Raw genomic sequence first — 18,939 nt, forward strand, 5'->3', positions numbered from 1 at the left:
CTCTCATTCTGCAATAACACAAGCCCGATGTTCATTATCAGTTACATTGTCTGGCAGAATTTGCAAAATAGTGACTTAACACTTCCTGTTTTATTTATCCTTATGCTTTCTCCTATATTTTGCAGCTTTTTCTTTCGAAGATTCCACCAGATTCCTTTCAAAACATCAACATCCGTTCATCCGTTTTCAAAAGTCCATTATGGCTCAGAGACTCTTGAAAACCTTATAGACAAATGTATCATGGACGGATTTGAAACAATCACAAAAGTTGGTGGGTATATCATGCTTTTTTCTATTCTTATAGCATTAATAGAATATATTCCTTATCACTCTGTTCTCATCACTTCCATTATTTTACCATCACTGGAAATTACAACAGGAATAAAGATTCTATGTTCCGCACCAATCAGACCGAATACCCAGATTGCATTCGTTCTCGCCCTCACTGCATTCGGCGGATGGTGCTCCGTCGCTCAGACAAAATCCATGATACACGGGACTGATCTTTCCATTCTTCCTTATATAATAGAAAAGCTGATTACCGCATTGGTAACCAGCCTGTTTGCTTCCATCTATCTGTTACTGTTGATCTAATTCTTCATCATCTATCTCATATTCCATATCCGAACCCTGGTCGCCATACTCTGCTTCCAATCCACGGGATGACTGCTCCGGTATCTCCAATTCTGAACGATTGTTGCGAACCATGTCATAGCATTCCTGCAAAGAATTCACAAGACCATCATACTTGGTTGTATAGCTATCCAATGTATGACCGATAATGCTTTCTGCATTCGCCAACAAATCATCCGTGTACTGCAATGCGCCAATTCGAATATCATTAGCATCACTAGTTGCATTATCCAGAATCTGCTGTGCCTGTTCTGTTGCTGCCGTAACAATCTCATTAGCCTGCGCATACGCCTGCTGCATGATCTCATGTTCACTGACAAGCTCACTTGTATGAATCTGTGCTTCTTCGATCAGGCTGTCTGCTTTTGCCTGGGCATCTGCAAGGATTGCATCTTTATTTGCAATAATTTTCTGATATCTCTTAATCTCATCCGGTGTCTTCATGCGTAGCTCACGAAGCAATTCATCCATCTGATCTTTATTTACAATAATTTTCGATGTAGATAACGGCTGGAACTTACAACTGTCGATATACTCTTCAATCTCTTCAATAATCTGTTCAATACGGCTGCTCATAATTTACACTCTCCTTTTTTTGATTCATCTTCTCTTCTATTCTGTCTGCAACATAGTCTGGTACAAACTGAGAAATGTCCCCTCCAAAAGCTGCCACTTCTTTTACCGTGGTAGAACTTAAATATGAATACTTCAAATTAGTCGTCAAAAATACAGTCTCTACATCCGGTTCCATCTTATGATTTGTCTGAGCCATCTGCAATTCATATTCAAAATCTGTAATCGCCCTCAATCCACGAATAACCATTCCTGCATCCATCTTACGGGCAAAATCTACTAACAGCCCTTCAAACGGAATTATCTTTACATTTGGCATATCTTTTGTTACTTCATCTAACATTCTAACACGTTCTTCTACGGAAAACAACGGACTTTTTGCTTTATTATTCAAGACTCCGACAATTAATTCATCCACCAATTTTGCAGATCTTTTTATCACATCCAAATGTCCAAATGTTACCGGATCAAAACTTCCCGGATATATTGCTCTTAACATATGTCTTTCCTTCCTGCCGACTCAATAAATACGTGTTTATTCGTCTTATACTCTTTGGTTTTAATAATAGAAAATCCCAGATCTTCCACATAGTCAAATTCTGTATTCTTAGATGCCTCAACAATAATAACTCCATCTTCTGCCAACAGGCTGGAATCTGACAAATATTCTAAAACTCTTCGTTCAAATTCATGTCCGTAAGGAGGATCCATAAAGATATAGTCAAACTGCTTTTCCCCCTCTAACTTATATAATGCTGTCATTACATCCATCGACATCGTCATTCCCTTAGATTCCAAATGCGTACGTTTCAAATTGTCCTTTACGCACGCCATTGCTTTTGGATTCTTTTCTACAAAGACAGCCTCCATGGCACCTCGACTCAAAGCTTCGATTCCGATACCTCCACTTCCTGCAAACAAATCCAAAAATATGCAATCATACAAATATGGTGCAATCATATTGAATAATGTCTCTTTGATTCGATCTGTCGTCGGTCTGGTATCCATACCGTCCAATGTCTTTAACGTAATTCTTCTTGCACTTCCTGCAATTACTCTCATAGAAATAACCCCTTATACTTATGCAACTTTCTTGTCCATTATAAATTTCTAACAAAAAAAAGTCAATTCATTCCCAGACAGATGATATTATTTTTTTCCATATGTTCCCAGATGGCGATAGCGGTTCAGGCATGCATATACCTCTTGCTTTCTTGGCATCGCCATATTCCCCGGAAGATATCCTCCTTCAGATACTATTCCAATCCCTTGACGAACCAGTTTTTTATATAATTCTTCTATTATATATCCCAAAGTCTTTTCACCATCAAACACATTCTCCTCAAGATATTTCACAATGTATCCTAGAGATGTCAATTGTTCCACATCCATCAGTTGCTCTACATATCTCAAATCTATCGTCTCATGATTAAGCATTACGCCATCCCGGCCTAATGTTTTTAGCTTAATTCTTCCTCGCTTCCTCAATCCCTGATTGACTTGAATCTTTCTGTCAAAAGAAGGCATCACTGGTTTTTCTTCCGGTAACTGAAGTTTTGGATAATTCTGTGCTGCATTTTTTGCAATTGCCGTGATTTCCCTTGGCACATAACGATCCATCTGTATAATAATATCGGCCACTTGAAAATACGCTCCAGAACTGCCTGCAACAAGAATTGTTGAGATTCCAAACTCTCCATAAAGATCCCTCACTCGTTCAATAAATGGAGTAATTGGCTCCATATCCCTGTGAATGACTTGCTGCATCAATTCATCTCGTACCATAAAATTTGTAGCACTCGTATCCTCATCGATCAAAAATGTCTTCGCACCAGCTTCTATACTCTCCACCACATTGGCCGCCTGGGAAGTACTTCCGCTGGCATCTTCCGTATCAAATGTCACCGTATCTTTACCATTGGGAAGATCATTAATAAACATAGAAATATCTGTATGCCTGATACTTCGTCCATCTTCCGCTCGAATCTTCATCGCAGTAGGATCCGTCACGACATATTCTCTTCCATCACCAGCAATATGTGGATACACACCGGCTTCTAATGCTTTTAAGAGTGTAGACTTCCCATGATAGCCTCCACCTACAATCAATGTGACACCCTTTTGAATACCCATTCCAGTAATCTTTCCCTTATGAGGGAGATTCATCTCTACCTTCACAGATTCTGGTGAACGAAACGGAACAGCTCCCTTCATAGGACGCTGTGACACTCCAGATTCCCGCGGAAGGATCGAACCATCCGCCACAAAAGCCACCAGGTTATACTCCTCCAGATGAGACCGAATATATTCCTGATCTACCGACAGTTCCATGACCTTTTGGACTTTTTGTTGATCCAATCTGTTATAATATAATGTTTTTCCCACACATACCGGGAGAAAATCATAGAGAATTTTTATTAATTCTCTGGCATTAATCGTACGGCCATTCGCCGGAAATCCGACCTCAAACCGAACTATGATATCTCCCGTTTTTTCCTGTACAGTACAAGCTGTTCTCTCCAAAATCTCCTGACCACATCTGGAAACAGAAATCACACCGCTCTTGCCTGAACCTTTCGCCCGAAAAGAATATTGTTCAATTTGTTTTGCAAAAATACGAATCAAATGATCTTGAAGGGCAATTTTTTTATAATTCCGATCATACAATTCTGCCGGAAACCCAGCAATTTTTCCAGGTACTTTGATGCTTAATTTTGAGGGAGCCGCAAACGGATCTCCCTGCACATGATCAATAGATAATACATACGCCTGAAACTGATAGGTTCCCCTGGTATCCTTATAGGCAGGATAGCTTCTATGATCAATCTTATTCAATAATTGTCTTAAATCTTCTGCCGACTTCATCTATCCACTCTTCTCCTAATATTCTATTGCTTCTTCCCGTGTCATCCAAAAATGAATTCCTGTCGTCGAATCCATCCATCGATCCTCGTTAAAATCTATTACTTCCACCCATTGTCCTTTTCGATAGACAAAGTTCTCATCTACCAGAGACCAGGCTTCCTCGAACTCTTCTGTAGAATCAAAGCTTTTAATTGTCAAAACTTTTGCTTTATTACATCTACAAGATGGAAGTGTCGCCGATGTCCGTTTCGCGTCTGCCGGAATCAACAGCTGTACCAGACGGTCATTCACACATTTTTTATACCCCAGAATCGGTCCAGTCTCCGGACAATGCATGCGAAACCACTGGGTTCTGTCATCTGATAGAATCCCGTCTAATCTTGCATATTCCAGAACAGCCCCGAACAAATTAGCCCCACATATATTTGCCTCTTCAAGATCACAATACCGAAAAGATGCTGTCTTCATGTTCGCATTCCGAAAATCCGCCCCATGAAGCGGACATCCGTCAAATAATGCATTTTCCACGCTGCTATTGCAAAAATTCACACCATTTAATATGCTGCCATGAAAAGAACTCAATGTAAAATCTATTCCACTTAAATTCCATCCGGTCAAATCTGCATGATGAATTTCCACTTCCCGGAACTCTAGTTTCTCGTCAGGCTTTTTCTTTGCAATGCTTTCTTTTAACTCATCTATTGACACACTACGCATAATAGCTATCCTCTTTTATAAATCTACGATTCTCGCTCTGTGATGGAGCGCCGGAAGAAATTTATTCAGCAGATCTTTTGTCTTAAACTTAAGATGGCTGGTATTGATGCCAGGATTACATCCAAACCATTCCGATTCAGCCACTTCCTTATCTACGATTACCTGCACATAATCATCTTCATCCGTCAATAGACCTGCCACACTGGCAGAACCCGGCGTAGTACCCAGATGTTCCAACATCTTTTCCGGCGGAGCAAATGACATGTGAGACACTCCTAATTTTTTGCTGAAAGAGGAAGTATCAAATGCCTTATTTGCAGGCATGACCAGTAAGAAAAATGTTGTCTTCTTCTGGTTACATAAAAATACATTTTTTCGGATCTCTGTCCCAATTGCCTGATCAATCGCTGCGCACTCTTCCATAGATGCAGCCGGATCATTATCTACCTGTTCATATGGAATCTTTAATTTATCTAATGTTTCATACATCTTTCGTTCTAAAGGCATTCTTTCATCTGTTGGCGCAGATGTTCTGATTTCACTGATATACATAATCTATTCCTCCATATTTATCTCGTCCTTTTTTTAACATTATATCGAATCTCTATTATCTTTGCAATTTTTTTGCTATAATATTAGATATTGTAAGTAATCCGCAGACATCTTTTAACAAAGGAGAACTAATCATGAAATATATACTCGCATCCGCCTCTCCCCGTAGAAAGGAACTCATGGAACAGGCGGGTTTTCGCTTTGAGGTAATTCCATCCATGGTGGAGGAGAGAATCACAAAAACCACACCATCAGATGTGGTCATGGAACTTGCATTCCAGAAGGCACAAGACGTGTTTAAGCGCCATCAAAAATCTTCCGGTGGTCGACAAGACTATGTTGTCATAGGTGCTGATACCATAGTCGTATATCGCAATGAAATTCTGGGAAAACCAGCAAATAAATCCGAAGCCTTTGATATGCTGTCTATGCTGTCAGACCGAACACACCAGGTCTATACTGGTGTATCTCTGATTTATTTTCAAAATGGGCAGATTCACACCAACACTTTCTACGAATCTACCGATGTTACTTTTTGTCCGATCTCCCGTGAAGATTTGCATTCTTATATCGAATCCGGCGATCCATTGGACAAGGCCGGTGCGTACGGAATTCAGGGTTCATTTGCCATCCATGTAAAATGCATTAAAGGAGATTATAATAATGTTGTCGGTCTCCCAATTTGCCGATTATATCAGGAATTAAAAAAGAGAGTCAGATAGCATTTCTGTTATCTGGCTCATCTTTTGAGGAAATATATTTGATATGTCTATTTCTCGTATTTCTCAACAGCTTCTTCAATTGCTGCACGCATGATAAGCATCAATTCATCAATCTGTTTCTTTGTTACGATCAATGGCGGAATCATACGATTTACTTTATCTCCAATCGCTGTGATAAGTGCCATACGATCCAGACATCCGTGTTTTACTTCTACTGCGATTGGAAGATCGTATTCACATCCAACCAGAAGTCCACGTCCTCTTGCTTCTACTACATGCGGAAGTTTTGCAAGTTCTTGCTTCATGTACTCTCCCATCTCTCTTGCATTTCCACTTAAATCTTTATCAAGAATTTCTGTCACAGATGCAAGACCTGCTGCACAGGCAACGCAGTGTCCGCCGTATGTAGAACCATGTGTTCCTTTTGTAAATGCTGTTGCTACTTTTTCAGTTGCACAACAAGCAGCCAGCGGCATTCCGCCACCAATAGCCTTTGCCATAGAAACTGCATCTGGTTTTACACCATATCCCATATATGCCATTGGAGCTCCGGTACGTCCCCATCCTGTCTGAACCTCGTCAAACAGGAGGAGCATATCATTATCATCACACAGCTTACGTAATCCTTCCATAAATTCCTGAGTTGCAGGATGTACTCCACCTTCTCCCTGTACAGGTTCAATCATAATAGCGATAGTATCTTTTGTAACCTTAGAAGCGAAATCTTCCAGGTTATTATATTCAGCATAACTGAATCCAGGAAGCATTGGCTTAAATCCCATCTGAATTGCGTTATCTGGCTGTCCTGTTGCAGACATAGCACCATATGTTCTTCCATGGAAACCATGTTTTGCTGTAATGATATGATATCTTTCTGGACCATAGTTATCAACACCATATTTTCTTGCCATCTTGATCATACATTCATTTGCTTCTGTTCCTGAGTTCTGATAGAAGATCTTATCCATACCGATGGTATCACATACCTTCTTTGCAAGAAGTGCCTGTGGAATAGTGTAAGGATAGTTGAATGTGTGCATAATATCATCCATCTGATCCTTTACTGCTTCTACAACCTTTGGATTTCTGTTACCAGCACTGTTAACTGCTACACCACCGTAAAAATCAAGATATGCGTTTCCTTCCTCATCATACAGATACATTCCTTCTGCTCTTTCTGCAATAAAGTCATAACGTTCATATGTCTCCACCATGTATTTATTTACGATATCTTTCAACTCTTGTGGTGTAAGACCCGTATCCTTTAATCTCATTGTAAAATCTCCTCTCTTCCATACATATTTATTTAAACTATAATTCAGGGCAAAAGAAAAAGGCACCGTATCTACGATACGGCGCCTTTGCCTTTAACGACTTAAAGTATATACCTACATTTTTTTATAGTCAATACCTTTTTTACATTTTTTCAAGATAATTTTTTAACATTTTTTACATATTTTCACATTCAAAACTGCCTATTTCACATGCTGAACTAATTCAAAAAGATCTGCTTGCTGAACTAAAAATAGAGTGTCATTCGACACTCTATTTATTGCACATATTAGTTATACTTACGTTTTCTAGCAGCTTCAGATTTTTTCTTACGTCTTACACTTGGTTTCTCGTAATGTTCTCTTTTACGAATCTCCTGCTGAATACCAGCCTTCGCACAGTTTCTTTTGAATCTGCGTAAAGCGCTATCTAACGTCTCGTTTTCTTTAACGATTACATTTGACATAGTCTCACACCTAACCTCCCCTCCAGTCCTATATTGTGCATCATACGACTGTTCGGGTATTTTTCTTGCACTACATTAGATTATAACACATATTTCCACTTCGTCAACATTTTTTTCGTTATTCTCATATATTTTATGTCAATTATATAACGAAGAACTATGCCAATTGTTGTTCCAGAACCTCTGCTGCTTTTGTAAGAGCCGCGTCAATGCCTGCAGGATTCTTTCCGCCGGCCTGTGCCATATTCGGACGTCCGCCGCCGCCTCCGCCAACTAAAGCTGCTGATGCCTTGATCAGATTACCAGCATGTGCGCCCTTATCCATAGCCTCTTTTGTAGCCATTGCCATAAGACTTACCTTGCCTTCGTTAGCAGAAGCAAGTACAACAACTCCTTCACCTAACTTTTCTTTCAGCTGATCACCAAGGTCACGCAGACCATTCATATCTACACCTTCCACCTTTGTTGCCAACAATTTTATACCTTTAACTTCAACCACCTGATCCATTACATCACCAAGTGAATCTTGGGCAAGTTTACTCTTCAGGCTCTCTAATTCACTGTTCAATGCTTTATTATCAGACAAAAGGTGCTGAATCTTCTCAGCGAGCTGATCAGGATTTGCTTTTACAAGACTGGAAGCTTCCAGAAGTTTCTTTTCAAGTTCATCATAATATTTTAACAATCCTTTTGAAGTTAATGCTTCGATACGTCTAACCCCTGCGGCAACTCCAGTTTCTGACACAATCTTTAAAGCTGTGATCACTCCGGTATTCGCCACATGAGTACCACCACAGAACTCGACGGAAAAGTCTCCCATGCTTACTACACGAACGATATCGCCGTATTTTTCACCGAACAATGCAGCCGCCCCAGTCTTTCTTGCCTCTTCAATCGGCATATTCTGTGCTACTACAGGAAGGCATGCTGCAATCTTTGTATTCACAATATCTTCTACCTGTTTCAATTCCTCTTTGGTCATTGCAGAAAAATGTGTAAAGTCAAAGCGAAGTCTGTCTGCATTGACGGAAGATCCCGCCTGCTCTACATGAGTACCAAGCACCTGACGAAGTGCCGCATGCAGAAGATGCGTTGCACTGTGATTTCTTGCACACAGACCACGATTCTCTTCTTCTACAGTCAATTCTGCCTCATCTCCAACTTTTACCATTCCTTTTGATACATAACCAATATGTCCGACCTTTGTTCCTGCAAGATGAATACATTCTTCTACTACGAATTCGCCATCTGCAGTCCTGATTACACCGATATCACCTTCCTGACCACCCATGGTAGCATAGAAAGGAGTCTTATCAACAATGATAGTTCCTCTTTCTCCGTCAGATAATGCATCCACCACTTCTGCGTCTGCTTTGGATGCATCGGTCGTAAGTGCAGTAATCTTAGAAGTAAAGATAAGATCTTCATATCCTACAAATTCTGTTGCAAGTGCGGGATCCAGTTCATCATATACTGTCGCATCTTTTCCGGACATCGCATGTGTACCAAAGGTACCTTCTGATTTGGCGCGCTGCTCTTTCTGTGCTTTTTTGAAACCTTCCTCATCATAAGTAAGCCCCTTTTCTTCCAGAATCTCGCTGGTTAGATCTATCGGGAATCCATAAGTATCATAAAGCTTAAATGCATTTTCTCCGGAAAGAACCTTTTCTTCATTTTTTGCCATCTCGGCTTCCATTTCTGCAAGAATAGACAATCCCTGATCAATAGTTTTATTAAACTGTGCCTCTTCTTTAGCAATAACATTAAAGATAAAGTCTTTCTTTTCTTCCAGTTCAGGATAACCATCTTTTGAACCATCAATGACAGTCTGTGCCAATTCTACTAAAAATGCACCTTTAATATTCAACAATCTTCCATGACGGCAAGCACGACGAAGCAAACGACGAAGAACATAGCCACGTCCACTGTTGGATGGCATAATTCCATCAGAAATCATAAATGTCACAGAACGGATATGGTCAGTAACAACACGGATAGAGACATCCGTCTCATCATCTTTTCCATATTCTACGTCTGCAAGACGACAGACATGGTCACGTAAAGCCTTAATTGTATCAATATCAAACATGGAATCCACATCTTGTACAATACAAGCCAGACGCTCCAACCCCATACCAGTATCGATATTCTTCTGCGCTAATTCAGTATAATTATTGTGTCCGTCATTATCAAACTGTGAAAATACATTGTTCCAGATCTCCATATAACGATCGCATTCACAGCCTACTGTACAGTCAGGACTGCCGCAGCCATACTTTTCTCCACGATCATAATATACTTCAGAACATGGACCGCACGGGCCGGAACCATGTTCCCAGAAATTATCCTCTTTTCCAAACCGGAAGATTCTTTCTGTTGGAATTCCAATCTCCTTGTTCCAGATCTCCCATGCTTCATCATCCTCCAAATAAACAGAAGGATACAGTCTGTCAGGATCAAGTCCCACAACCTCTGTCAGGAATTCCCATGTCCAGTGAATGGATTCTGTTTTAAAATAATCTCCGAACGAAAAATTACCAAGCATTTCAAAAAAGGTACCGTGACGTGCTGTTTTACCTACATTTTCAATATCTCCGGTACGAATACATTTCTGGCAGGTTGTCACTCTTCTTCTTGGTGGAATCTCCTGTCCGGTAAAATATGGCTTTAATGGTGCCATTCCTGAATTGATCAACAATAAGCTCTTATCATTATGTGGCACCAATGAAAAACTTTTCATAGCGAGATGTTCTTTACTCTCAAAAAATTCAAGGAACATCCTTCTTAATTCATTTACTCCGTATTTCTGCATAACATCCTCCTGTTCCCTATTCATATGCATTCATGACCCATTCCTATATATGACCCATACGTATACATGAAATATTTTAGATTCTGTAAAATATTTAAATAACTAAGTTTTAATTATAAAGAGAAGCAAGCGGTTTGTCAACGCTCCGCTTGCCCCTTTGTAGTTACTTTAATTCAATTTCTTCTAATTCTTTTGGAGGTAATTTCTTTGTAGATCCATCTACGAACTCTTTTACCTTCTTCTGTGCTTTTGTAACTTGAAGATTGGTACCTGCACCTGCTACACATCCGCCAGGACATCCCATACCTTCGATCAGACAGCCATTCATTCTTCCGACCTTGGCCATAGACAATATCTTCTTACATTCTGCCAGCCCTTCAGCATGTTCAATCTTAACTTCCACATCTGGGTAATATTCTTTGATGCACTTTTCAATTGCATCAGCAACACCGCCTGCAACCGCATATCCACGTCCTGCACCCGTTGCATTATGGAAAGAAGATTCCGCTTCATATTCCAGAAGATCAATATCCTTTGCATCAAACATTGCCTGCAATTCTTCAAAAGTAATAACAAAGTCTACATCACTTCTTACCGTTCTTCTCATGGCTTCCAGCTTCTTCGCAGCACATGGCCCGATAAATACCACTCTTGCATTCGGATGTTCTTTCTTAATTGTACGGGCAGTTGCCACCATCGGTGTCAGTTCCTGAGAAACCTGGTCAATCATATCTGGAAAATACTTTTTCGCAAGCATCGCCCAGGAAGGACAACAAGAAGTTAATAAGAATGGCAATTCTCCGGTAGCTACTTTATGTACATAATGACGTGCCTCAGCGATTGCTCCGATATCAGCACCCAGTGCAACTTCATATACTTCAGAAAATCCAAGTTCCTGAAGAGCTGCTTTTAAGTTTCTCGGCGTAATATTATCTCCAAACTGTCCTGCAAATGCCGGTGCGATCTCCGCAACGATCTCAGCGCCCTCTGTCAGAGCTCTTGCAAGTTGGAAAATCTGAGACTTATCAGAAATAGCTCCAAACGGACAGCTTACCATGCACATTCCACAGGAAACACATTTATCTACGTTGATTTTTGCACGTCCCTGTTCATCTGTTTCAATTGCAGAGACACCACACGCCTTTGCACATGGACGTTCCTTTTTTGAGATTGCATCATATGGACAGACTGTTTTACATTTTCCACAGCTAATACACTTCTCCTGATCGATAAAAGAACGACCATTGACCATAGAGATCGCGCCTCTTGGACAGACTTCCATACATGGATGCGCCAGACAGCCTTTACACATATTGCTGACTTCATATCCTTTCTCCTGACATCCTTCACAGGCTGATGGAATCACCTGCATAAGCGGCGGTTCATAATATTTATCTGAGATGTTGCTGGCTTCCACACCTGCAGTCAGATGAACCGGTTTGTTTTCTGGACGCAGAGACAAGCCCATTGCAAGACGAAGACGCTCTCTTACTACTGCACGTGCACGATAAACACTCTCTCTGTATTTAATCGTATCATCATTCACGATTTTATATGGAATTGCTTCCATATCATCATTCAGAGTATCTGCATTCGCCTTAAATCCCAGTCTGGCAACTTCCTCAAATACTGTTCGTCTGAGTTTTCTAACTGTCGTGTCCAATCCTCTCATCATAGTTCTCATATCCTCCTGGTATAACGTATCATTTTTACAGATTCAACTATAATTATTTGTTAATGAATTGTCAACCATTTCTCTTGTTCCTATTTTAAAACATTTTCTTAATTAGAGAAGGAAGATATTATGTTGTCTGCAAGTCTCCCGCATCTCTTTTGGCCAGATACTTGCCTGTACTTCTCCTACATGTGCACGATCCAAAAGGAGCATACATAATCTGGATTGTCCAATACCGCCGCCGATTGTATAAGGCAATTCTCCATTCAACAGCATCTGATGATATGGAAGATCTTTTCTCTCCTCGCATCCTGCCTTTTTCAGCTGCTCTTCCAGTGATTTTTCATCAACACGGATCCCCATACTGGAAATCTCCAAAGCACTGTTCAGATTCTCAAACCAGAACAGAATATCTCCGTTTAACTGCCAGTCATCATAATCAGGTGCACGTCCATCATGAGGTTTTCCACTTGCCAGTTTATCTCCGATCTGCATTAAGAATACGCAGCCATATTCTTTGGTAATCAGATTTTCTCTTTCTTTTGGCGTTTTATCCGGATAACGATCCTCTAATTCCTGAGAGGTGATAAAGAACACATCATTCGGAAGTTTCTTTACAGCATTGGGATACTTATACCAAACCTCATGCTGCATATGCTTGATGATTTTAAAAATAGTTCTCACAGTTTCTTTTAGAGTATCAATATTTCGTTCTTCCTTCGTAATAACCTTCTCCCAATCCCACTGGTCCACGTAACAGGAATGGAGGTTATCCAGTTCTTCGTCCCGGCGAATGGCATTCATATTGGTATATAACCCTTCTCCTGGCTGAAAACCATACTCATGCAAGGCCATACGTTTCCATTTTGCAAGGGAATGTACCACCTCTACAGTCTCCCCGGGAATTCCAGCAATATCAAACTGTACAGGACGTTCCACACCATTCAGGTTATCATTCAGTCCACTACTCTTTTCCACGAACAACGGTGCTGAGATTCTCTCGAGATTCATTTCCTTCCCTAATTCTTTCTGAAATGTATCACGAATGTATTTAATTGCCTCCTGCGTTTCTCGCACACCCAGACGGGGGTCATATTTTTCTGGTAATATTAATGACATATTCTTCTTCCTCTTTTCCTTCTTTTATTCTTCTGAAAATACTCTCTGTGCATAATACACTGATTGCATTGCATCTTTCCCATAGAAATCGGCACCAATCATATCCGCATAATCTTGATTCAGCACTGCCCCACCAACCATAACTTTACATTCTGGCTTTTTCTGATGCAGAAGCTTAATTGTATCTTCCATGCTGACAACCGTGGTCGTCATCAATGCACTCAAACCAATCAGCTTGACATCTTCCCGGATTGCACAATCTACAATCGTTTCCGGTGGAACATCCTTTCCAAGATCAATCACATCAAAACTGTAGTTTTCCAGCAATACTTTCACAATATTTTTCCCTATATCATGGATATCTCCCTTTACCGTTGCCAGAATCACTTTATCTTTTTTCTGAACATCTCCGCCGTTCTGGGCAAGGACATCTTTCAGCACCGCAAACGCAATCTTCGCTGCATCAGCACTCATCAACAATTGCGGTAAAAAAATGGTTCCTTTCTCAAAACCCTTTCCTACAACATCCAAAGCCGGAATTAAATGTTGATTGATAATCTCCAATGGTTCTTGGGACTTTAACAATTCTCTGGTTGCATGATGAGCTTCTTCTTTTAATCCTTTTTCAATTGCAGATTTTAGAGTAAGCTCTGAAGACATTATTGATGTCGTAGAGATTTGCTGATTTCCATATTTTTGAATATATTCCTCACAATTTTCATCATAATTCATCAATGCGCAAAAAGAATAATAAGAACGCATCATATCTTCGGAAGATGGATTAATAATTCCTGCACTCAGACCATTCTGCATTGCCATAGTATAAAAATTGGAATTAATCGCCGGACGATAAGGAAGTCCAAAAGAGATGTTGGACACCCCCAACACTGTGCATACACCGTATGCTTCCCGTACCCCTTTTAATGCCTCCAATGTTACCTTTGCGCCATCTGGTTCAGAACTGATTGTCATTGCAAGGACGTCAATGACAATATCTTTTTTCTGAATACCATATTTTTCTGCTTCTTTTATAATCTTCCCAGCAATCTTAATCCTTCCTTCTGCAGTATTAGGAATTCCTTCTTCATCAATGGTCAGTCCAATCACCACACCACCATATTTTTGAATCAAAGGAAAAACCTGATCCATAGATTCCTGCTTGCCATTCACAGAATTTACCATCGGTTTCCCATTATATATACGCATCGCAGCTTCCATAGCTTTAATATCTACCGTATCAATCTGTAATGGCAGACTGGTTACACTCTGTAGCTCAGTAATAACTTCTTTCATCATGGCAACTTCATCTATATCCGGAAGGCCGACATTAACGTCCAGAATATGCGCACCTCTGTCTTGCTGTGTGATTCCTTCTTTCAATATGTAATCCATATCGTGTTCTTTTAAAGCCTGCTTGAACTTCTTTTTTCCGGTCGGATTAATTCTCTCTCCGATGATCATAGGCTTCTGCCCTAACAAAACCGCTTTTCCATAAGAAGATACAATCGTTTTATCTGTAGGAACCGGTCTTTGCAGCTGACGGCTCTGAACACCTTGAATCATGACACGGATATGTTCCGGTGTAGTACCACAACATCCACCGATCACACTGGCTCCTAATTGCAGAACTTTCTGCATCGTTTGCGCAAATTGTCTTGGAACTACATCATAGTATACTTCACCATCCCTTTGTTTTGGAAGTCCTGCATTCGGTTTTACAATGACCGGAATAGAAGTGTACTCCATAATCTCACTTAGAATCGGGAGCATCTGCTCAGGCCCCATTCCACAGTTAATTCCTAATGCATCAACTCTTAATCCTTCCAACATAGCAACAACTGACGGAACATCTCCGCCTGTCAAAAGCTTTCCTTTTTCATCAAAAATCATTGTTGCAAATACCGGCAAGTCTGTATTCTCTTTTGCGGCGAGAACAGCTGCTTTTACTTCATAGGTATCACTCATAGTCTCAATATGAATCAGATCCACACCAGCATCTTCTCCATATTTTACCACTTCTTTGAAAGCCTCGTAGGCATCTTCAAACGCAAGATCCCCCATCGGCTTCAGCAGTTTACCAGTTGGTCCTATATCCAATGCCGTATATACTTCTCGTCCGTCATGCACTCCTAAAGATGCTGCTTTTTTTACATTCGCTACAGCAGCTGTCACAATATCTTTTAATGCATATTTTGAATCATGGAATTTTAATGCGTTAGCACCAAAAGTATTCGTCAGAACAATGTCACTTCCCGCCTCATAATATTGACGATGAATATCAACGATTTCTTCTGTATGTTCCAGGTTCCATACTTCTGGAAGTTCTCCTGGCTTCAGTCCTTTCGACTGAAGCAAAGTTCCCATTCCACCATCAAAATACAATAATTCTTTTCCCAGTCGTTCTAATAACATTCGTCTTCTCCTTTGTTGTCATCTCATCTGTTCATTCTTCCGCAATCCTCTATGGACATCTCCGATATATACAATCTTTTTTTTCACAAGCTTCACACCCTTTCATATGGCAAGGCTCTTTGCTTCGACTCACACCAATGACGGCTGTCACAGATTTCGTCGGCGTCAACATACTGCTGTCTGTCATAGTTAAACCGATGGTTTTTGCTGTATCCAGCATTCGTAAGATCATTTCCTGATGTTCAATAGGAAAGTCTCCATATCCTGGGCTGAATCTCGGCCTAAGATAGAGTCTATCTTTTTCTAATTCTTTTCCTATGCTCTGCTGACACTCATCCAGATATTCTTCCAGCATAGCTGCTGCACATGCCTGCAGTGTAACTACTCTGGCCATATCTGTCAGCGCGTACTTTCGCAACAGCATATCTACTCCTGCACCAAGAGTCGCTCCTAATATGACCGCTGATTGACACCCCGCCAAATTCTTTCCCAGATTTTTACTGATAATATTCAGCTTCCCAATTTGCAAACGATCTGTCTCCTTGAAGGATACGTCAAAAATGCGATAGATGATTCGCTTTCCCGCTATCTGGTCCAGTTCCGCAAACGAACTTTCCACTAAAGCAAGTGTATGATCATCTACCGCATGGCTTCCATATCCCAAGTAACGAATCGCCTCTTTCGTCCTTGTATCCATAACCTCGTCCTTCTACATATCTCTTGCGAACTTCTTACATACTATCGTATAATTCCTCATACTGTCTTGCAGAATTATTCCATGAGAAGTCCTGTGCCATAGCACGTTCAACAATCTTATTCCAGTCACGCTTTTTATCATAGTAAATGCGCTCTGCATAACGTATCGTCGCAAGCATCTCATGCGCATTGTAATTTGAAAAACTAAAGCCCGTACCAGTCTTTTCATATTCATTATATGGCTCTACCGTATCTTTCAAACCACCAGTTTCTCTTACAATCGGCAACGTTCCATAACGAAGACTCATCAACTGACTCAATCCACATGGTTCAAACAGAGATGGCATCAAAAATGCATCGCAGGAAGCATATATCTTATGGGAAAGTGCATCTGAGTAATAAATATTTGCAGATACCTTACCTGGATATTTCCACTCGAAATGGCGGAACATATTCTCATACTGTGCTTCTCCTGTTCCAAGCACTACCAATTGAATTGCATCCTGACAAAGCTCATCCATCACATAGGCCACAAGATCAAATCCTTTTTGATCTGTCAAACGAGATACCACACCAATCAACATCGTATGGCTGTCCTGAGTCAGATTAAGTTCTTTCTGAAGAGCAATCTTATTTTTGACTTTTTCTCGCCGGAAATTGCTGATCGAATATTTTTTCTCAATCTTTGTATCTGTCTCTGGGTTATATTCATCATAATCCAGACCATTTACAATACCTGACAAACAATTGGAGCGGGCATTCATCAGCCCATCCAGTCTTTCGCCATAGAATGGCATCTTGATCTCTTCTGCATAGGATTTACTTACCGTTGTGATCTTATCCGCATATACAATTCCGCCCTTCAGATAATTAGCATCTTTATATGCTTCTAACTTGTCCGGGGAAAAATAATACTCCGGAAGTCCCGTAATATCCCCTACTCTCTTAGCATCCCATGTGCCCTGGAACTTCAGATTATGTATCGTCATAATAGTCTTGATTCCGCGATAAAACTCATTGCCATAACGGAAATTATCCAGATATACAGGAACCAGCCCTGTCTGCCAGTCGTGGCAATGAATGATGTCTGGTCTGAAATCAATCAATGGAAGTGCGCTTAACACTGCTTTCGAAAAGAATGCAAATTTTTCAATATCGGCATACATATCGCCATAAGGTGCAAAACCATTGAAATAATATTCATTATCTATAAAATAGAATGTAATTCCTTCATATTCGTATATTAACACCCCTACATACTGCTTTCTCCAATTCAAATCCATGTAGAAGTGGGTATGATAAGTAAGTTTCTCCATCCACTCTTCTTTCATACACATGTATTTTGGCAGCATCACCCGAACGTCATATTTTTCTTTATTGAAATATTTGGGCAGAGAACCAACTACATCCGCAAGCCCACCCGTTTTTATAAAAGGTACTGATTCTGACGCTGCAAATAGTATTTTTTTCATAACTTTTCCTCCAAACCTCACAAATATAAATATATTATACCGTATTTTTTTTTAGAAGAAAAGTACCAATCAATTTTTATATTCTAATCTAATTGTATCCGCAATTAATGCAATAAATTCGGAATTTGTGGGTTTTCCTTTTCCATTGCTTACTGTATATCCAAACAAATCATCTAACGTATCTAATTTTCCTCTGCTCCAGGCAACTTCAATAGCATGCCTGATTGCTCTTTCCACTCTGCTTGCAGTTGTCTGATGCTTTTTCGCTACGGTGGGATAGAGGACTTTTGTAACTGCATTCAGTACATCCATATCCTCTACAGCCATCATGATCGCATCTCTGAGATAATGATATCCTTTGATGTGTGCTGGTATCCCTATTTCATGAATCATATCAGTGACCTTCGTTTCCAGATGAAGTTCCGGCTTTACTTCTTCTTGTTGACTCACCATATTCTGAGGTTTTAATTCATGGCGAATAATCTCATTGGCATGTTTAATCCTATTTAATACTGTTTCATTATTAAAAGGTTTCATAATGTAGTAACTTGCACCTCTTTTAAAGGCATCTTCTGTAATTCTTTCCTGTCCAACTGCTGTTACAACAATAAAATCAGGATGTTTTTTCAATTCTTTATCATTTCCGATCATCTCCATTACGCTCAATCCATCCATTTTCGGCATAATCAGATCAAGCAGAACTACATCCGGCTGTTTTTCCTTGATCAGTTGGTACATATCCTCCCCATTGTTCGCCTTCCCGACCAGTCGTAATTCCTTATCGCTGCTTATTATTTCGTCAAGCAGATCCAGAATTCTTTCATTGTCGTCGGCTATTGCCACATTTATCTCTCCCATTTTCTGCGATGCCTCCTTCTCTTACATCAAAAACCGTCGAGTTTGATTATATAATTTGACATATCTCAAATCAAGAAATTGCTGTCGTAAAAACT

17 protein-coding genes are annotated in these 18,939 nt (G+C 40.1%); 2 read left to right on the top strand and 15 right to left on the bottom strand.

Annotated elements, in window-relative coordinates:
• The first annotated feature begins 282 nt into the window (after nucleotides 1-282).
• Nucleotides 283-594, top strand: coding sequence for a hypothetical protein (locus tag JQM81_RS00400; protein WP_235231498.1), 312 nt, complete (start codon nucleotides 283-285; stop codon nucleotides 592-594).
• Here JQM81_RS00400 and JQM81_RS00405 read toward each other — a convergent pair.
• From JQM81_RS00405 to JQM81_RS00430, 6 genes are all read right to left on the bottom strand, one after another.
• Nucleotides 580-1,209, bottom strand: a complete 630-nt coding sequence (locus JQM81_RS00405; protein WP_235231499.1) for an ATPase — start codon at nucleotides 1,207-1,209, stop codon at nucleotides 580-582. The genes JQM81_RS00400 and JQM81_RS00405 overlap by 15 nt on opposite strands.
• Nucleotides 1,193-1,705 (bottom strand): pantetheine-phosphate adenylyltransferase, encoded by a 513-nt coding sequence (gene coaD / locus JQM81_RS00410; RefSeq protein WP_235231500.1) that lies wholly within the window; start codon nucleotides 1,703-1,705, stop codon nucleotides 1,193-1,195. Before coaD ends, JQM81_RS00405 begins: the two co-directional genes overlap by 17 nt.
• A complete protein-coding gene (rsmD, locus tag JQM81_RS00415) occupies nucleotides 1,699-2,268 on the bottom strand; it encodes a 16S rRNA (guanine(966)-N(2))-methyltransferase RsmD (protein WP_235231501.1) in 570 nt (189 codons plus the stop codon). Before rsmD ends, coaD begins: the two co-directional genes overlap by 7 nt.
• Nucleotides 2,269-2,355: 87 nt before the next feature.
• A complete protein-coding gene (locus JQM81_RS00420; RefSeq protein ID WP_235231502.1) occupies nucleotides 2,356-4,071 on the bottom strand; it encodes an ABC-ATPase domain-containing protein in 1,716 nt (571 codons plus the stop codon).
• Nucleotides 4,072-4,086: 15 nt separating this feature from the next.
• Nucleotides 4,087-4,788, bottom strand: coding sequence for a pentapeptide repeat-containing protein (locus JQM81_RS00425; RefSeq protein ID WP_235231503.1), 702 nt, complete (start codon nucleotides 4,786-4,788; stop codon nucleotides 4,087-4,089).
• A gap of 15 nt (nucleotides 4,789-4,803) precedes the next feature.
• Nucleotides 4,804-5,340 (bottom strand): prolyl-tRNA synthetase associated domain-containing protein, encoded by a 537-nt coding sequence (locus JQM81_RS00430; RefSeq protein WP_235231504.1) that lies wholly within the window; start codon nucleotides 5,338-5,340, stop codon nucleotides 4,804-4,806.
• Between the two features lie 131 nt (nucleotides 5,341-5,471).
• On the opposite strand from JQM81_RS00430, the gene JQM81_RS00435 reads away from it, so the two are divergent.
• Nucleotides 5,472-6,062 carry a Maf family protein gene (locus tag JQM81_RS00435; protein WP_235231555.1) on the top strand — a complete coding sequence of 197 codons (591 nt, stop codon included), beginning with the start codon at nucleotides 5,472-5,474 and terminating at the stop codon, nucleotides 6,060-6,062.
• A 47-nt stretch (nucleotides 6,063-6,109) separates the two neighbouring features.
• Here JQM81_RS00435 and JQM81_RS00440 read toward each other — a convergent pair whose 3' ends face one another.
• The 9 genes from JQM81_RS00440 to spo0A form a co-directional block, all read right to left on the bottom strand.
• Entirely contained in the window at nucleotides 6,110-7,336 is a 1,227-nt protein-coding gene (locus tag JQM81_RS00440) for an aspartate aminotransferase family protein (RefSeq protein ID WP_235231505.1), read from the bottom strand.
• A 287-nt stretch (nucleotides 7,337-7,623) separates the two neighbouring features.
• Nucleotides 7,624-7,800, bottom strand: coding sequence for a 30S ribosomal protein S21 (rpsU, locus tag JQM81_RS00445; RefSeq protein ID WP_004054229.1), 177 nt, complete (start codon nucleotides 7,798-7,800; stop codon nucleotides 7,624-7,626).
• Between the two features lie 157 nt (nucleotides 7,801-7,957).
• Nucleotides 7,958-10,612: an alanine--tRNA ligase gene (alaS, locus tag JQM81_RS00450; protein ID WP_235231506.1), complete on the bottom strand. Its 2,655-nt coding sequence runs from the start codon at nucleotides 10,610-10,612 to the stop codon at nucleotides 7,958-7,960.
• A gap of 163 nt (nucleotides 10,613-10,775) precedes the next feature.
• Nucleotides 10,776-12,287, bottom strand: coding sequence for a 4Fe-4S dicluster domain-containing protein (locus JQM81_RS00455; RefSeq protein WP_235231507.1), 1,512 nt, complete (start codon nucleotides 12,285-12,287; stop codon nucleotides 10,776-10,778).
• Nucleotides 12,288-12,398: 111 nt separating this feature from the next.
• Nucleotides 12,399-13,406: an aspartate--ammonia ligase gene (gene asnA, locus JQM81_RS00460; protein ID WP_235231508.1), complete on the bottom strand. Its 1,008-nt coding sequence runs from the start codon at nucleotides 13,404-13,406 to the stop codon at nucleotides 12,399-12,401.
• Between the two features lie 24 nt (nucleotides 13,407-13,430).
• Nucleotides 13,431-15,818: a homocysteine S-methyltransferase family protein gene (locus JQM81_RS00465; RefSeq protein ID WP_235231509.1), complete on the bottom strand. Its 2,388-nt coding sequence runs from the start codon at nucleotides 15,816-15,818 to the stop codon at nucleotides 13,431-13,433.
• Between the two features lie 49 nt (nucleotides 15,819-15,867).
• The gene (locus JQM81_RS00470; protein WP_235231510.1) at nucleotides 15,868-16,515 is read right to left on the bottom strand and encodes a vitamin B12 dependent-methionine synthase activation domain-containing protein; all 648 of its coding nucleotides are present in this window, start codon (nucleotides 16,513-16,515) and stop codon (nucleotides 15,868-15,870) included.
• Nucleotides 16,516-16,549: 34 nt separating this feature from the next.
• On the bottom strand, nucleotides 16,550-17,986 hold the full coding sequence (gene glgA / locus JQM81_RS00475) for a glycogen synthase GlgA (RefSeq protein WP_235231511.1): 1,437 nt from the start codon (nucleotides 17,984-17,986) through the stop codon (nucleotides 16,550-16,552).
• A 69-nt stretch (nucleotides 17,987-18,055) separates the two neighbouring features.
• Nucleotides 18,056-18,844: a sporulation transcription factor Spo0A gene (gene spo0A, locus JQM81_RS00480; RefSeq protein WP_235231512.1), complete on the bottom strand. Its 789-nt coding sequence runs from the start codon at nucleotides 18,842-18,844 to the stop codon at nucleotides 18,056-18,058.
• Between the last annotated feature and the right edge of the window lie 95 nt (nucleotides 18,845-18,939).

This window comes from Faecalicatena contorta (genome assembly GCF_021531895.1).
Classification (GTDB): domain Bacteria; phylum Bacillota; class Clostridia; order Lachnospirales; family Lachnospiraceae; genus JAFBIX01.

Bases quoted from the DNA above. Each gene is read 5' to 3' on its own strand.
- JQM81_RS00400 (WP_235231498.1), top strand. From the start codon at position 283: ATGCTTTTTTCTATTCTTATAGCATTAATAGAATATATTCCTTATCAC.
- JQM81_RS00405 (WP_235231499.1), bottom strand. From the start codon at position 1,209: ATGAGCAGCCGTATTGAACAGATTATTGAAGAGATTGAAGAGTATATC.
- coaD (WP_235231500.1), bottom strand. From the start codon at position 1,705: ATGTTAAGAGCAATATATCCGGGAAGTTTTGATCCGGTAACATTTGGA.
- rsmD (WP_235231501.1), bottom strand. From the start codon at position 2,268: ATGAGAGTAATTGCAGGAAGTGCAAGAAGAATTACGTTAAAGACATTG.
- JQM81_RS00420 (WP_235231502.1), bottom strand. From the start codon at position 4,071: ATGAAGTCGGCAGAAGATTTAAGACAATTATTGAATAAGATTGATCAT.
- JQM81_RS00425 (WP_235231503.1), bottom strand. From the start codon at position 4,788: ATGCGTAGTGTGTCAATAGATGAGTTAAAAGAAAGCATTGCAAAGAAA.
- JQM81_RS00430 (WP_235231504.1), bottom strand. From the start codon at position 5,340: ATGTATATCAGTGAAATCAGAACATCTGCGCCAACAGATGAAAGAATG.
- JQM81_RS00440 (WP_235231505.1), bottom strand. From the start codon at position 7,336: ATGAGATTAAAGGATACGGGTCTTACACCACAAGAGTTGAAAGATATC.
- rpsU (WP_004054229.1), bottom strand. From the start codon at position 7,800: ATGTCAAATGTAATCGTTAAAGAAAACGAGACGTTAGATAGCGCTTTA.
- alaS (WP_235231506.1), bottom strand. From the start codon at position 10,612: ATGCAGAAATACGGAGTAAATGAATTAAGAAGGATGTTCCTTGAATTT.
- JQM81_RS00455 (WP_235231507.1), bottom strand. From the start codon at position 12,287: ATGATGAGAGGATTGGACACGACAGTTAGAAAACTCAGACGAACAGTA.
- asnA (WP_235231508.1), bottom strand. From the start codon at position 13,406: ATGTCATTAATATTACCAGAAAAATATGACCCCCGTCTGGGTGTGCGA.
- JQM81_RS00465 (WP_235231509.1), bottom strand. From the start codon at position 15,818: ATGTTATTAGAACGACTGGGAAAAGAATTATTGTATTTTGATGGTGGA.
- JQM81_RS00470 (WP_235231510.1), bottom strand. From the start codon at position 16,515: ATGGATACAAGGACGAAAGAGGCGATTCGTTACTTGGGATATGGAAGC.
- glgA (WP_235231511.1), bottom strand. From the start codon at position 17,986: ATGAAAAAAATACTATTTGCAGCGTCAGAATCAGTACCTTTTATAAAA.
- spo0A (WP_235231512.1), bottom strand. From the start codon at position 18,844: ATGGGAGAGATAAATGTGGCAATAGCCGACGACAATGAAAGAATTCTG.